Source organism: Paenibacillus sp. 2KB_20, from assembly GCF_052115765.1.
GTDB lineage: Bacteria > Bacillota > Bacilli > Paenibacillales > Paenibacillaceae > Paenibacillus_AQ.
The window spans coordinates 124,201-138,987 of the sequence record NZ_JBFRHH010000003.1 but is presented as its reverse complement, the minus strand read 5'-3'; the positions used below and the strand labels follow the sequence as shown (position 1 = coordinate 138,987).

17 protein-coding genes are annotated in these 14,787 nt (G+C 49.4%); 15 read left to right on the top strand and 2 right to left on the bottom strand.

Annotation, left to right across the window (positions count from 1 at the left end; translation table 11 throughout):
* Positions 1–34: 34 nt before the first annotated feature.
* Together AB4124_RS09970 and mciZ are read right to left on the bottom strand one after the other, a co-directional pair.
* On the bottom strand, positions 35–1,246 hold the full coding sequence (locus AB4124_RS09970; RefSeq protein ID WP_441972659.1) for a tetratricopeptide repeat protein: 1,212 nt from the start codon (positions 1,244–1,246) through the stop codon (positions 35–37).
* 103 nt (positions 1,247–1,349) lie between these two features.
* Positions 1,350–1,508, bottom strand: coding sequence for a Z-ring formation inhibitor MciZ (gene mciZ / locus AB4124_RS09965; RefSeq protein WP_441972657.1), 159 nt, complete (start codon positions 1,506–1,508; stop codon positions 1,350–1,352).
* A 93-nt stretch (positions 1,509–1,601) separates the two neighbouring features.
* Between mciZ and AB4124_RS09960 the strand changes: the two genes are divergently transcribed.
* The 15 genes from AB4124_RS09960 (at position 1,602) to lysA (ending at position 14,714) form a co-directional block, all read left to right on the top strand.
* Positions 1,602–2,183, top strand: coding sequence for an NUDIX domain-containing protein (locus AB4124_RS09960; protein WP_076320911.1), 582 nt, complete (start codon positions 1,602–1,604; stop codon positions 2,181–2,183).
* Position 2,184: 1 nt separating this feature from the next.
* Positions 2,185–3,402 carry an endonuclease Q family protein gene (locus AB4124_RS09955; RefSeq protein WP_441972655.1) on the top strand — a complete coding sequence of 406 codons (1,218 nt, stop codon included), beginning with the start codon at positions 2,185–2,187 and terminating at the stop codon, positions 3,400–3,402.
* Positions 3,403–3,488: 86 nt separating this feature from the next.
* On the top strand, positions 3,489–4,112 hold the full coding sequence (gene spoIIM / locus AB4124_RS09950) for a stage II sporulation protein M (protein WP_076320913.1): 624 nt from the start codon (positions 3,489–3,491) through the stop codon (positions 4,110–4,112).
* 109 nt (positions 4,113–4,221) lie between these two features.
* Complete coding sequence (fur, locus tag AB4124_RS09945) at positions 4,222–4,686, top strand: ferric iron uptake transcriptional regulator (RefSeq protein WP_006209405.1); 465 nt, start codon at positions 4,222–4,224, stop codon at positions 4,684–4,686.
* A gap of 338 nt (positions 4,687–5,024) precedes the next feature.
* The gene (locus tag AB4124_RS09940; protein WP_098742979.1) at positions 5,025–5,258 is read left to right on the top strand and encodes a YqzK family protein; all 234 of its coding nucleotides are present in this window, start codon (positions 5,025–5,027) and stop codon (positions 5,256–5,258) included.
* A gap of 42 nt (positions 5,259–5,300) precedes the next feature.
* Positions 5,301–6,185, top strand: coding sequence for a site-specific tyrosine recombinase (locus AB4124_RS09935; protein ID WP_441972652.1), 885 nt, complete (start codon positions 5,301–5,303; stop codon positions 6,183–6,185).
* A gap of 56 nt (positions 6,186–6,241) precedes the next feature.
* Positions 6,242–7,066: a purine-nucleoside phosphorylase gene (locus tag AB4124_RS09930; RefSeq protein ID WP_076320916.1), complete on the top strand. Its 825-nt coding sequence runs from the start codon at positions 6,242–6,244 to the stop codon at positions 7,064–7,066.
* Positions 7,067–7,510: 444 nt separating this feature from the next.
* Entirely contained in the window at positions 7,511–8,701 is a 1,191-nt protein-coding gene (locus tag AB4124_RS09925) for a D-alanyl-D-alanine carboxypeptidase family protein (RefSeq protein ID WP_076320917.1), read from the top strand.
* 88 nt (positions 8,702–8,789) lie between these two features.
* Positions 8,790–9,143 carry an anti-sigma F factor antagonist gene (gene spoIIAA / locus AB4124_RS09920; protein WP_076320918.1) on the top strand — a complete coding sequence of 118 codons (354 nt, stop codon included), beginning with the start codon at positions 8,790–8,792 and terminating at the stop codon, positions 9,141–9,143.
* On the top strand, positions 9,140–9,598 hold the full coding sequence (gene spoIIAB, locus AB4124_RS09915) for an anti-sigma F factor (RefSeq protein WP_076320919.1): 459 nt from the start codon (positions 9,140–9,142) through the stop codon (positions 9,596–9,598). The genes spoIIAA and spoIIAB overlap by 4 nt, the downstream gene beginning before the upstream one ends.
* Before the next feature lie 11 nt (positions 9,599–9,609).
* Positions 9,610–10,365 carry an RNA polymerase sporulation sigma factor SigF gene (gene sigF, locus AB4124_RS09910; RefSeq protein WP_006209412.1) on the top strand — a complete coding sequence of 252 codons (756 nt, stop codon included), beginning with the start codon at positions 9,610–9,612 and terminating at the stop codon, positions 10,363–10,365.
* 181 nt (positions 10,366–10,546) lie between these two features.
* On the top strand, positions 10,547–11,191 hold the full coding sequence (locus tag AB4124_RS09905; RefSeq protein ID WP_430113028.1) for a stage V sporulation protein AA: 645 nt from the start codon (positions 10,547–10,549) through the stop codon (positions 11,189–11,191).
* Entirely contained in the window at positions 11,188–11,616 is a 429-nt protein-coding gene (locus AB4124_RS09900; protein ID WP_076320921.1) for a stage V sporulation protein AB, read from the top strand. Before AB4124_RS09905 ends, AB4124_RS09900 begins: the two co-directional genes overlap by 4 nt.
* Positions 11,617–11,639: 23 nt before the next feature.
* A complete protein-coding gene (locus AB4124_RS09895; RefSeq protein WP_441972648.1) occupies positions 11,640–13,265 on the top strand; it encodes a spore germination protein in 1,626 nt (541 codons plus the stop codon).
* Positions 13,266–13,382: 117 nt separating this feature from the next.
* Positions 13,383–14,714: a diaminopimelate decarboxylase gene (lysA, locus tag AB4124_RS09890; protein WP_441972646.1), complete on the top strand. Its 1,332-nt coding sequence runs from the start codon at positions 13,383–13,385 to the stop codon at positions 14,712–14,714.
* Positions 14,715–14,787 lie beyond the last annotated feature (73 nt).

Here is a 14,787-nt window from a genome sequence, read left to right as displayed (position 1 = left end):
TTTTACATCCGCTGCGGGCTTTTAGATTTGTTTATTAATTCAAGGATGACAAGGGCGAGTGGTTCTCCCGTCTTTTTTGGGCAGGCGACCAGGTGGTATGCCAGTTCGTGTTCTCGACCACATGCAATGCGGCATTGATGTTGTCCAGGTATTGTTCGATCTCTTTCCTCGCTGTTGCTGAGGCATATTGCTCCTCAAGGCGGGCAGAGAGGGAGATCAAGGCTGATTGTAAATAACAAGCGGCTTCGCCGAATCGTATCTCTGTACGCCCGGGGTAAGCCAGTCTAAGCTGCTCAAGCAGAGATGCAGCCTCATCATATCTCCCTTGATCATATAAATTTTCCGCGGCTATAAAGCATACTTTCAGACTGTGGCTGTCTTGCTCTTGAAACGGCAGCGCTTCCAATTGGTTTAATTTTGAAATCGCGAGTCCTCTGTAGCCTTCATCATAAAGAAAACAGATCAGAGCATAATAAGCATGGTCGCCGCTATTGGTTAGCAGATGTTCGGCTATGGAAATCATATTAAGTGATACGGCAGCGCTTGCTAATTCTAAAGTTTCCGACATGGCGATAAATCGGTCAGGGATTGAATTGTATAAGTTCCACTCGCAGAGCTGCCTGATTCTGGCTAGCTGAGCCCCTTCAACTGTTTTTGGACGAGGCAGTTCGCGCAGGTGGTGTGTCAAATCGCGAAGGTAGCTATCGATGAACTGCATGGCGTCAGATACTTGACCCGTCATGACGAGGCAAGTCACATATTGGATGCAGGTATCTGGATATAAACTCCCCTGTTTAGCAAAACAATGGGCAGCATGTGGATAAGCTCCGATGTAGAATAGTGACCTGCCAACCATGATGTTGGAGGATGGAAAGTTCCTCGTTTCGTCCAGGAGCCGTTCACCAATCGTTTGATCCGAAATCCCCTGCATGTGCAGGAGTGCGGCCCATTGATTCAGCGCCTCTTGGACGTAGGTACCGGAATGCTGTACGACGGTTCTGAAAGCTTCCTCCGATTTGCCGAAGGAGCGCATCCGCATGCTCAATAACCCGTATTCGAGCCAGCTTAGATCAACTTCCTTCCATCCCGAGCTCGCCTTATCGGTTGGAGTGGATTGTGCAGCTTCCTTGAAGCTCTTTAGCGCCTTCTCAAGATACCCGCGTCTTTTGTACCATTTTCCGCGCTCATATTCAGTTGAAGGTGGATTAGTAATTGGTTCGGTTTCAATAATAGGTATATGTCGCATGTCGAAGCCTCCCAATGATATAACACCCGTATAGGTGTAAAGGTCATGGTTCATATTCGAAAAAAATAGAAATAAGTCGAAAAACAAGTCCAAAGACCTAATTTCACGTCCTGTTTTCGTAAATATTTTTAGTAGAGTTAGAAATAATATCCATAATCTTCGTTTCCGAGCCCCATTGCTGTTGCCACTGTTTCAGCATGATTCGTATCTGCCAGGCCTGTCCTACCATATGTATTGAATGATCCCCTTTGTAGCTTTTCATGGGCAGTTCCTTCTTTCTTGGAAATTTTGATATAATACACCTTATGCAATAGCATGGTCAGTCATGCCGTTTTTAAACAAAGGAGGTCATTTTGTGAGCGATATCGGCAGTAAGAACCGAGAAGCCTCGGATAATTTGCTGGAAGAAACCACACTATCTACCCAATCGATTTTTGAAGGGAAGATTATTTCACTGCAGGTCGATACGGTGAAGCTGCCAAATGGGCAGACCGCGAAACGTGAAGTTGTCAGACATCCTGGTGCAGTAGCAGTGCTCGCCTTAAAAGGCGACAAAATGTTGGCCGTAAATCAATTTCGACAGCCGCTTGGGCGCTGTGAGGTTGAAATTCCTGCAGGCAAGCTGGAGCGGGGAGAAGATCCGCTGGAAGCCGCGAAGCGCGAACTACAGGAAGAAACGGGTTATACGTGCGGTTCCATTCGTAAGCTGCACTCCTTTTATACATCTCCGGGGTTTGCGGATGAGATCATTCACTTATATTTGGCAGAGGATCTGGTCAGCGGCGACATGAACCCGGACGAGGATGAATTTATAGAGATGATGGAAATCTCGCTGGAAGAGGCGTATTCACTCATACAAGAAGAGAGAATCAGCGATGCCAAGACCATTCTCGCCGTTTATGCTTGGAATATGTATAGCCTGACAGGAAAGATCTGATATGCTGCAGCCTGAAAAGAACATGTCAACCGGGCAGAAGCTTCAGTCCTATTACTGCGACATGCATATTCACATAGGGCGGACAAGCAGCGGACAAGCTGTGAAAATTAGCGCAAGTAACAATTTGACCTTTGAAAATATAGCCGTGGAGGCCTCGGAACGGAAAGGCATCCAAATGATTGGCATCATCGATTGCCATTCTCCTTCGGTACAGCACGATATTCTCCAGTGTTTGGACAGCGGCGTCATGCAGGAGATAGATGGAGGCGGAATTGCTTATCAGGATACGGTGATCCTGCTTGGAAGCGAGATTGAAATTCGCGAAAGCGGCCGTGGTGCAGCCCATGTACTGGCCTATTTCCCTGACCTGAACACCATTCAGGAGTTCACGGCCTGGATGGCAAAATATATGAAGAACGTGCAGCTTAGTTCGCAGCGTATCTATGTCAGCCCCCGTGAGTTGCAGCAGGAGATACTAGACCGCGGCGGGCTGTTGATACCCGCCCATGTCTTTACGCCTCATAAAGGACTGTACGGCAACATGGCGGATCGAATGAGCGAAGTGCTGGACCTGAACGGTATTGCGGGTATAGAGCTTGGGCTCAGTGCCGACTCCTCGATGGCAGGGCGGATAAGCGAACTGGACGCCTACTCCTTTCTGACCAATTCGGATGCGCATTCGCTTGGGAAAATCGGCAGGGAATACAACCGAATCGATATGGCAAAGCCTTCATTTGCAGAATTTCGCCAGGCGCTTGGAACAAGAAACGGCAGAAGAATCAGCGCGAACTACGGGCTGAATCCCAGACTCGGAAAATACCATCGTTCTTACTGCAGCGGCTGCGACAGCATACTGGAGGAGGGCAGCGATATACATGAATTGGTGCGATGTCCATTCTGCGGCAGTACCAAGCTGGTACAGGGCGTGTTTGATCGGATTCTGAACATCGCGGACCGCAAAGAGCCCGTTGTACCGGAAAGCCGACCGGCATATCACTATCAGGTTCCGCTAGAGTTCATTCCGGGCCTGGGCAAATCGGCGATGGCGAAGCTGCTGGGGGCTTTCGGTACCGAAATGAAAATCCTTCACCAGGCTACGGAAGCGGAGCTGGCCGCTGTTGCTGGAGAGGGGCTTGCTGCAAGCATTGTGATGGCCCGAAACGGTACATTGTCCTTATCGGATGGCGGCGGAGGCTCTTACGGAAAGGTTCTCCGGTAAATCAATCAACTCTTTCAATCGCAGGTCATACAAGGAGGGTGATGGTCATAGAGTAGAGTAGAGACACAGAAAGGAGACTCTATTCTATGCAATCATTCCGCCAAGCCTTTAAGGATCAGACCATGCTCTATGTATTCGTTGGCGTCTTGTTTTTAGTTGGGGTGCTGTTTGGAGCGTTAATGGTCAATGCACTTTCATTAGAGCAGCAGCAAGAGATGGCCCGATATTTAAACCACTTTTTTGTAAACGTGCAGGATGGTGGAGAAACCATGAGTCAGTCTTCTTACTGGAGCATCGCAGCCCTTCATCTGAAATGGATTGGTTTGATATGGATTCTGGGATTGTCCGTCATCGGGCTTCCGGGAATATTGATATTGGACTTCTTAAAAGGAGTGCTTATTGGGTTTACGGTCGGTTACTTGGTCGGACAGTATTCTTGGAAAGGCCTGCTGTTCGCCCTGGTGTCGATTGCACCGCAAAATTTGCTCATCATCCCCGTGCTCATGATGTGCAGTGTAGCGGCGATAACCTTCTCTCTATACATCATCAGGGACCGATTTATTATGAATCGGGGCGGGAGCATGGTAAAGCCCTTTGCTTCGTATGCGATGCTGACCTTTTTCATGGTCCTGTTAACGCTCGGAGTCGCTTCATTTGAAACCTGGGTAACCCCGGCCATGATGCGCTGGGTCACGCCAATGTTGCTATAATCCGCGAATTTTTCCATAAAGCAAAACCGTTTGACTTTGTTTGTCAAATCCCCCTATAATGAAGGAAGTGAACAATAACGTGCAGTGATTTCCAAGGGGGAGGGAAACGATGGAAGCGCGGATCGACAAAATTAAGCAGCAGCTACAATCCCAAGGATACAAATTAACGCCCCAACGGGAAGCCACGGTAAGCGTATTGTTGGAAAATGAAGACGACCACCTTAGCGCAGAGGATGTATTTATGCTCGTGAAAGAGAAGGCTCCGGAGATCGGTCTGGCAACCGTGTACCGTACCCTAGAGCTGCTCAGTGAGCTTCATGTTGTCGAGAAGATAAATTTTGGCGATGGTGTCGCCCGTTATGACTTGCGGACGGATACTTCGAAGCATCACCATCATCATTTGATATGTACTCAATGTGGAAGCATGGATGAAATACGCGAGGATTGGCTCGGTCCATTGGAAGAGCGGTTAGAGCGAGAGTTCAACTTTACCGTTCATGACCATCGGCTTGATTTCCATGGCATATGCTACCGTTGCAAAGAGAAGGGCAAGAATGACCAGGACAAATCATAAATTTATATCATGCAACAAACCGCAGTGATGACCATCACGGCAAGCCCTCTACGGCGGTAAGCCGGGAGGGTTTTTTAGATGGCAACCTAATATAGATGGAACATGCACGAATCCGTATCGTTCACGCAAGAACAATCTAGCTTTTAACAACATCAACGTACGTCGAGAAGACGTTTTTTTTATTCTATCCTAATACCACTCAAGTCCAATGACTTTAGAACGATCAGCGAAAAGCCGTCATAATCCTGCAGCTTGTATCATAGGCTTTACGTGAAGTGATGCTGTAATACCCACTTTCACTTGGTGATCATTGCAAAGATGAAAGAGAGGCGCTGCCAGTGATTATATCGATCCGAAAAATAGGCTCATTGATCCGATTTATTACGATGTTTGCCGTTCTGACGATGTTTTTTTACTTCGTGCTGGGATGGGTGGGAGATTGGCTGACCCCAATGGATCCTTACCGTGCACCTTCCGGTCAAGCGGTTAAGGCTTTTCAGCCTGAAAGCACCATGGACTCCCGATATTCGCCGGCGGAACGTCTGCGATTGTACTACTGGTATGGGGAGTGATTGTGCTTGTAAAGGGCACACGGGAATAGGAGCAAAAAGATTATGAAACAATATCTGGACGAATATGTAACCTATCTGGAAGACGTGAAGGGACTATCCCGAAGTACGATTGAATCATACCGGGCCGACTTACAAGCCTTCATGGCTTTTGCCGCGGAAAGAGACGTTATCCATCCGCAGGAAGTTACACGAACAATGCTTGGATTATACATGGGCAGACTGAGGCAGCAGGGCAAGGCGGCGTCGAGCCTGCTTCGCTGCTCGGCTTCCTTGCGTTCCTTTTTTCAATATTTGGTGCGTCAAGCCGTTATAGGATTAGATCCGACCCAGTTGCTAGAAAATCCGAAGCCGGAACGGAAGCCGCCTAAGTCGCTAACCGTTGAGCAGGTGGACAAGCTGCTGTCGGCCCCGGATTCCGGAACCCCTCAGGGGGCCCGGGACAAAGCGATGCTGGAGCTGCTGTATGCTTCAGGCATCAAGGTGTCGGAACTGGTGAACTTGAGCACGCATGACATCAACATGGATATGCGCTTCCTGCGCTGTGCCGTTTCCGGAGGGAAGGAGCGAATTCTTCCGATTACCCAGATCGCAGCCGAGAGCGTGGCTTTTTATATGCAAGATATGCGGGACAAGCTGATTCGAGATGCTGATGAGGATGCATTATTCCTGAATTCACTCGGTACGCGCTTGACACGGCAGGGATTTTGGAAAATTATTAAAAAGTATGGCAAGCTGGCCGAAATCGATGAGGAGATCACGCCGCATACTCTTCGTCATTCGTTTGCCATTCATTTGCTGCAGAATGGTGCCGACTTACGTTCGGTTCAAGAGATGCTGGGTCACTCGGCATTATCCACCACCGGCATATATCAATCCACCAAGAAAAACATGAAGGAAGTATACGATCATTATCACCCGAGATCTTAGTCGGGACCTACTCTACTAGGATCTACAACTTATTCTCAGTTAGGAGAGGTATGAACATGAGTTCAATTCATCAACAAAGCATTAAGGAAGCAGCGGCATACATACGCGGGCAGAAGGGTGTCGAGCCCGAGGTCGGCCTGATTTTGGGTTCAGGACTCGGCGTGCTGGCCGAACTGATTGAGAATCCGGTTTCGATCCCGTACACGGACATTCCTCATTTTCCCGTATCGACTGTAGAAGGCCATGAAGGAGAATTGCTGCTGGGCACCATTCACAATCGACCTGTCGTTCTGATGAAGGGCCGGTTCCATATGTATGAAGGCTATGGTCCGGAAGTGACTGCTTTCCCGGTGCGCGTCATGAAAGAGCTGGGTGTGAAGAGTCTGCTCGTTACCAATGCGGCCGGCGGCATCAACACGTCCTTCGAGCCGGGTGACCTTATGCTGATCTCCGATCATCTGAACATGACAGGAACCAACCCGTTAATCGGGCCGAATGATCCGGATCTGGGCGTGCGATTCCCGGATATGTCCCAGGCTTACAGCCGTCAGCTTCGCCAATTGGCAAAAGAAGTTGCCGTGGGTCAAGGCGTTGCGCTGAGAGAAGGCGTCTATGCAGGTCTGCTTGGACCAACCTATGAGACACCTGCCGAGATCGTCATGCTGCGTACGCTAGGTGCGGATGCGGTTGGTATGTCCACCGTGTCTGAGGTCATTGTGGCCAGACATGCCGGCCTTGAAGTGCTGGGCATCTCTTGCATCAGCAACATGGCAGCCGGCATATTGGATCAACCGCTATCCCATGACGAGGTTATGGAGACAGCGGAGAAGGTCCGGGAGAAATTCCTTGCGCTTGTCATGGCCATTATCCCAAAAATGTAACATCATTCTAGTACGGGGACTGGACTCCTGCAGATGTAAATCTGCCGGAGTCCAGTCTTTTTGCTTAAGATTCTAGAATGTATAGGTTTTCAGCGAAGCTATTCGCATTTATATGTATTGGGGCCCCCGCAAAGTAATTGGAATAAGTATCGAAGCATAGGCTCCACTTTGTGGGGTATGGTATTGGGGTCCCCGCAAAGTAATTGGAATAAGCATCGAAGCGTAAGCTCCACTTTGTGGGGTATTGTATTGGGGTCCCCGCAAAGTATTTGGAATAAGCATCGAAGAATAGGCTCCACTTTGTGGGGCTATTCTGCGTTCCCTTAAGTTTAGGGCGATAATATTTCCTTGAAAACTGGAATAATTTGTTTTCATCCTGACGACAATGAATATCAGACCCGTTTCTTTTCGGGATGCTATTACGAATGTCAGGAGGGGATGGAAGTGAAAAAAGCGTTAATAGCTGGATTTCTGGTTCTATTTGTAGGGTTGTCCAGTGTAGCTGTACCAAGTTATGCAGAAAATAGCAAACCCGGCGAAGGATCATCTCAAGAGGAACTGGCACCAGGTGCTCGTTCTGCTATATTGCTGGATGCGGATACCGGAACCATTATTTACGAGAAAAACAGCCATGATAAGCTGCCTCCGGCGAGCATCACCAAGATCATGACGATGTTGCTTACGATGGAGGCCATCGACGAAGGGCAATTGCAGTGGACGGATAAGGTGCGTACCAGCGAATATGCGGCCTCCATGGGCGGATCCCAGATCTTTCTTGAGCCTGGTGAAGAAATGACGGTGGATGAGATGCTCAAAGGCATTGCCATGGCATCAGGCAATGATGCTTCCGTCGCAGTGGCGGAGAAAATTGCCGGCTCGGAGGAAGCCTTTGTGAAGCTGATGAATGAGAAAGCAGCCGAGCTGGGAATGAAGGATACACATTTTGTGAACTGCAACGGCCTTCCTGCTGAGAATCATTATACTTCAGCCCACGACATTGCGGTCATGAGCCGGGAGCTGCTGAAATACGACCAGATCACCAAATATACGGGCGCCTATCAAGATTATTTGCGTAAAGATTCGGACAAACCGTTCTGGCTGGTCAACACGAATAAGCTGGTTCGATTCTACACAGGCGCTGACGGATTGAAAACCGGATATACATCAGAGGCCAAGTTCTGTCTGTCGGCAACGGCCAAACGGGATGGACTGCGCGCTGTTGCTGTAGTTATGGGAGCTTCGGATACGAAGACGCGGAACAATGAAGTTTCTCGCATGTTTGACTATGCCTTTTCCCAGTATTCGATGCATTCCATCTATAAACCGGGTGAAGTGTTGGGTATCGTGAAGGTCCAGAAGGGAACCGTGCCCGAGATTTCGATTCAAGCGGATAAAGATTACAGCGTGCTGGTTAAGAAGGGCGTAAAAAGTCCGGATATCCGTCATGAAATCCAGCTGGAGCCGAATTTGAAGGCGCCGGTAGCTGCCGGACAAGTTGTCGGCAAGCTAACCGTCTATCAAGGTGAACGCGTGGTGAAGGAGTTCGAGCTGACATCTCCTGTCGAGGTGAAGAAGGCCGGGTTCTGGAAGCTGTTCAAGCGGACAACCGGCAAGTTGTTTCATGTAGATTCATAGGAGTTTTCTTCTAGTTTTGTCGGGATGCAGGAATGTCTTTTTCAAATGTAGAAATCTTTGTTCATGTCAGGGAGGAGAGTGAGCAAACATGAATCTGCATGTTGATATGGAGCATCACAGGCATGTACTGATCGTCCGACTGTCCGGGGAACTGGATCATCATACGGCCGATCATGTCCGGATGCAGCTGGATGAAGCTATTCAGAGACGTCAAACAGAGCACTTGGTACTGAGCTTAAAGGACTTGGACTTTATGGACAGCTCAGGACTTGGGGTCATCCTGGGACGCTATAAATTCATCAAGCAAAAGGGCGGAAAGATGGCGGTATGCGATGTCAAGCCGCAGGTTTACCGCTTGCTTGAAATGTCGGGGCTGTTCAAGATCATGCCGATATATGAGAACGAGGGCACGGCACTCTCGGGTTTGGAGGTAGTGTCATGAGTGAAGGAAGAGCACAGCATAATTTTATGACTCTGCAGTTTGCCGCAAAGTCGGAAAACGAATCCTTTGCCCGTGTCGCCGTGGCTGCGTTCATCTCCCAGATGGATCCCAACATGGATGAGCTGAGTGATCTGAAAACGGTAGTCTCTGAAGCGGTCACAAACAGCATTATCCACGGGTACGATAGTGATTCGGAAGGGATTGTCAAGATTGAAGCCTCCATAGACGGGGATATGATTACGCTGTGCATTGAAGATTCCGGCCATGGGATCGAAGACTTGGAAATGGCCAAGCAGCCGCTCTATACATCAAAGCCAGAGCTGGAGCGATCCGGCATGGGATTCACCATCATGGAAAATTTCATGGACGAATTTGAAGTGGTCAGCGAACCAGGCAACGGTACGTCGATCAAAATGAAAAAGAGGATCGAATCTAAGAAAGCTTTATATAATTAGGGGTTGGACAAATGGATGCCGATGTGAAGAAAACTTCGCAGACTTATTTGGACGACGCGGAGGTCAAACGACTCATTGCACTTAGCCAAAGCGGGGATAATGTCGCCCGGGACACGCTCGTCAACTGTAATATTCGTCTTGTCTGGTCTGTCGTTCAGCGGTTTATGAACCGGGGGTATGAGCCTGATGATCTGTTTCAGATCGGCTGTATCGGTCTCCTCAAATCCGTGGACAAGTTCGATCTCAGTTATGACGTAAAGTTCTCGACCTATGCCGTACCGATGATCATCGGAGAAATTCAGCGTTTCTTAAGAGATGACGGGACCCTGAAGGTCAGCCGATCGCTTAAGGAAATGGCCAACAAAGTCAGGAAGAAGCGGGACGAGCTGTCCAAGCAGCTCGATCGTCTTCCAACGGTGAAAGAGGTTGCCGAAGAGCTTGGGGTAACCCCCGAGGAAGTGGTGTTTGCCCAGGAGGCGAATAAACCGCCAACCTCAATTCATGAGACCGTATTTGAAAATGACGGGGATCCCATAACGCTAATGGATCAGATAGCTGATGAATCGCAAGAACGCTGGTTCGACAAGCTGGCCTTGAATGAAGCAATAGGAGGCTTGACCGAACGGGAGCGGCTCATAGTTTATCTGCGGTATTACCGGGATCAGACGCAGTCGGAAGTTGCCAGCCGGCTGGGCATATCCCAGGTGCAGGTATCGCGACTTGAGAAAAAAATATTGCAGAGCATACGGAACGAGATCGCGCAGTAGCGGGCCTCAGCCGTTATTCGAAAGTCTGCTCAAACTTAACGCCGCCCTTAGGGGACGGCGTTTTTTCATTTTTTAGTAAACCTTTTGGTCGTTTGGCGGATAAGAAAGTATGGTAAATCCGAGTAGAAAGGAGAGAGATTTCCCATACTAACGGTAATTTAGCAGTAAAGGAGTGTTTCGGATGAAGGTTAATCCCACTCCGACGGTGTTTCTGCAGCTAAGGAGCCGCATACGGTTACCAAGAGACCAGACCGTCAAACTAGGTGATGTCGCCTTCATTGTCTGCGATCCCGACTGGGAGAGACGGCTTAGAGCCCTGCCGCTTACGCAGCCGAAGGATCTCGATGGCAACCGCCTTGTCATGGATCTGATTCAAATCATCCCGAGGATTCAAGCGTTGATTCCTGGCGCCCATATCGAACCGATGGGAAACCATCATACCTTGGTGGAGCTTGTCGGTCCGGAGAGCAAGCGGTCAAAGTTGTGGTTCCCGCTCATTTGGCTGCTCTTGTTTTTCGGTTCCGCACTGACCATTATGAACTTCCATGCCGATGTTAACATGCTTGAGGTTCATATCCGAATCGTTGAAATGGTGACGGGGAAAAGAGACGAGCATCCCTATTTGTTCCAGATTGCATACTCGCTGGGGCTCGGATTTGGGATGACGGTGTTCTTCAATCATTTGTTCAAGAAAAAATGGAATGAAGAGCCGACACCGCTTGAGGTGGAAATGTACCTCTATCAGGAAAATCTGGATCAGTTCGTGGTCGCCGAAGAATATCGGAAAATGAACGCCGGCGCCGATACGACAGGTAAGGAACCATGATATTGTCCATTCTGCAAGGGATATTCACCTGTTTTCTTGGCGTAGCAGGGGGCATCGCCGTCGGCGGCGGAGTCATAGCGCTCATCATCGTGCTGGACATCATCCCGAGATTGTCCCAACTGACGGCAACATACAGCCGGGTTCATTGGTATGAAGGGGCTTTAATAGCGGGATCTTTCATCGGCACGGTGGCCGATTTCTGGAGATGGTCCATTCCATTGGGACCGGTTGTGAGTACCGTGATCGGATTAATGTGCGGGATATTCATCGGCATGCTGGCAGCTGCATTGACGGAAGTATTGAACGTATTGCCGATTCTGGCCAAGCGGCTCCGATTGACGGGGTATTTGTTTGGTCTTCTTATGGCCATGGTGGCAGGTAAGGTGGCGGGCTCTCTGTTCGATTGGTTTGTTTACAGCAAGTGATAGTAATGGCTAGGAGGTAGGTTATGGACGATAAAACAACACATAGCGGCGAACTGGATAGCGATATTCCGGTCATTCCCATCAAAGCGTTGGGGGAACAAGAGCTGAAGGAGAAAAGAGAGGCGGAAACCTCCAACAGCACTGAGGAATCCGTCATCTACTGGCAGCAAACCGACCATGTCCCCGCGAAGCTGAGTGAACTGAAAAAAGTGCTTAAGGAAGTTATCGGTCTTGGGGTTTCTTTTGATGTGGTATTCCGTGAAATGAACTTTGCCGGCAGAAATGCAGGGCTTCTCTTCTTAAACGGCTTCACGAATGATGTCGTGGTGACAGATATATTGACAAGGCTGACGTACCTGACACCGGAGGATGTGAGCAACCAGGCACTTACCGAGATGATGACCCGCTATATTCCACATGTCCAAGTGGAGCAGGATAAAAGACTAAGCAAAGTGATTAACGAAGTGCTTTCCGGTATATGTGCGCTGTTCATTGAAGACGCGCATTCCGCCATTTTGTTGGATACCCGGAAATATCCTGTGCGTGGGCTCGAGGAGCCTGCGGTGGAACGCGTGGTTCGCGGCGCAAGGGACGGGTTTACGGAGACACTCGTTACCAACGTGAACCTGGTGCGAAGACGAGTTCGTGATCCGGGACTGCACGTAGAGGTCATGAAGGTCGGAAGGCGGACGAGAACGGATGTATGCCTGGTTTTCATTGATGACATCGCGGACCGCACCCAGGTTGAGGCAATTCGCAGCAAAATCCAGGAAGTGGATTTAGAGGGGCTTCCTCTCGGTGATAAGCAGCTCGAGGAAGCTATTGTGAACAAAGGCTGGCACCCTTTTCCGCTGGTCAGATATTCCGAACGGCCGGATGTTGTATCCTCCCATCTGCTCGAAGGCCGAATTGTGATCATGGTAGATACTTCGCCGAGTGTGATGATTATGCCCACTACGTTTTTGGATCTTTGTCAGCATGCCGAGGAGAATCGCCAGACTCCGTTTATGGGGACTTATCTCCGTTGGATACGTTTTATAGGCATTTTTGCATCCATGTTCCTGCTCCCGCTGTGGATGCTGCTGGTTGTCCATCCTGAACTGAAGCCGCCGGGACTCGATATCATCGGTCCGCATGAGAACGCTAAAATTCCGATTATCCTGCAGTTTCTGATCGTTGAATTCGGCGTGGATCTGCTCCGTTTGGCTGCCGTTCATACACCGACACCGCTTGCATCGGCGATGGGGTTGATCGCTGCGATTTTGATCGGCGATATCGCTGTTAAGACCGGATTGTTTGTCAATGAGGTCGTCCTGTATATGGCGGTTGCGTCCATTGGAATGTACGCGACCCCGAGTTATGAGCTGGGACTTGCCAACCGGATTGTCAGACTAATTCTGCTGCTCGCCACAGCTTTGTTCGCGGTGAAAGGCTTTGTCATCGGGACGACGCTTCTGATTCTGCTCCTGGCAACCCACCGTTCCTATAACTCATCTTATTTGTGGCCGTTTATACCATTTAGTGCAAAAGCGATGGGCGAAATTTTGTTTCGCAAACCGCTGCTTATGTCAAGAAGACGGCCGGCTCTCAACAAAACACGTGATAACACGAAGATGGGCCCTGAAATGAATCCGAGAGGCGAGCATTAACAATAACACAAATGTTGTGTTGAAAAATCCATTTTGATTACCTTCCGTTGTCTGCTATACTGTGAACAATTATTCGATTACCCTATTTTGAATCAATGGATCGGAGGAATTGTAAGCATGTTTTTACACGGTACTAGCAAGATTAACGATCAGGGGCATTTGGAAATCGGCGGGTGTGACACATCCGATTTAAAAGCTCAATATGGAACACCACTATATATTGTAGACGAGCAGTCGGTCCGTAATCGCTGCCGGGAATACATCGATGCCTTCAAGGCGTCCGGTTTGAAGTTCCAAGTCGCGTATGCCAGTAAGGCGTTTTGCGTGATGGCTATGTGTCAATTGGCTGACCAGGAAGGGATGTCGCTTGACGTTGTTTCCGACGGAGAGCTGTACACTGCACTTGAGGCCGGATTCCCAGCGGAACGGATTCATTTCCACGGAAATAATAAAACGCCGGAAGAGATTGAGATGGCGCTGGATGCGGAAATCGGCTGTTTCGTTGTCGATAACGTAGTTGAACTGCATATGCTGCAAGCGATTGCTGCCGAGAAGAACCGGAAGGTCAACATTTTGCTTCGCGTGACACCGGGAGTTGAGGCTCATACGCATGAGTATATCTCAACAGGCCAAACGGATTCGAAATTTGGCTTCGATATCGGCAACGGCTCCGCTTATGAAGCGGTAAAGCTTGCCGAGGCTCAAGCGAATATTCATTTGATGGGCATTCATTCCCATATCGGCTCCCAGATTTTTGAGGTAGAAGGGTTTCAGATGGCTGTTTCACGCGTTGCAGAATTTGCAGCCAAAGTCAAGGCGGGACTCGGCATTACGTTCGAGGTTGTAAATCTTGGCGGCGGATTTGGAATCCGATATGTGGACGGGGACACTCCGCTTCATGTATCCGACTACGTAAAAGCGATTACGGATGCGGTGAAGACCCACTTCGCCGGCATTGACAACACGCTCCCTGAAATTTGGGTAGAGCCGGGGCGCAGTATTGTCGGTGAAGCAGGCACCACCCTTTATACGGTGGGCACAAGCAAAGATATTCCCGGGGTCCGTAAATACGTTGCTGTAGACGGCGGAATGACGGACAACCCGCGTCCGGCGCTGTACGAATCAAAATATGAAGCGCTGCTCGCGAACCGGGCGAATGAGAAGCCGGAAGAAACGGTATCCATTGCCGGCAAGTGCTGTGAGAGCGGAGACATGCTGATCTGGGATCTGGAGCTTCCGAAGGTAGCAACAGGCGATTTGCTGGCCGTATCCTGCACAGGCGCATACAACTATTCCATGGCTAGCAACTATAACCGGATCCGTAAACCTGCGGTTGTATTCGTGAAGGACGGACAGAGCAAGCTGGTGGTACGCCGCGAGTCGCTCGCGGACATCATCAGCCACGATGTAGTGCCGGCAAGTGTAACCAAAGAAACCGTAACGAACTAAACGGATGTTTGTTTTACGGCTCTAATATCCTAGAGGGCCCGCCAATGCCACCGGCTGCGGTCAGGGCTCTTTG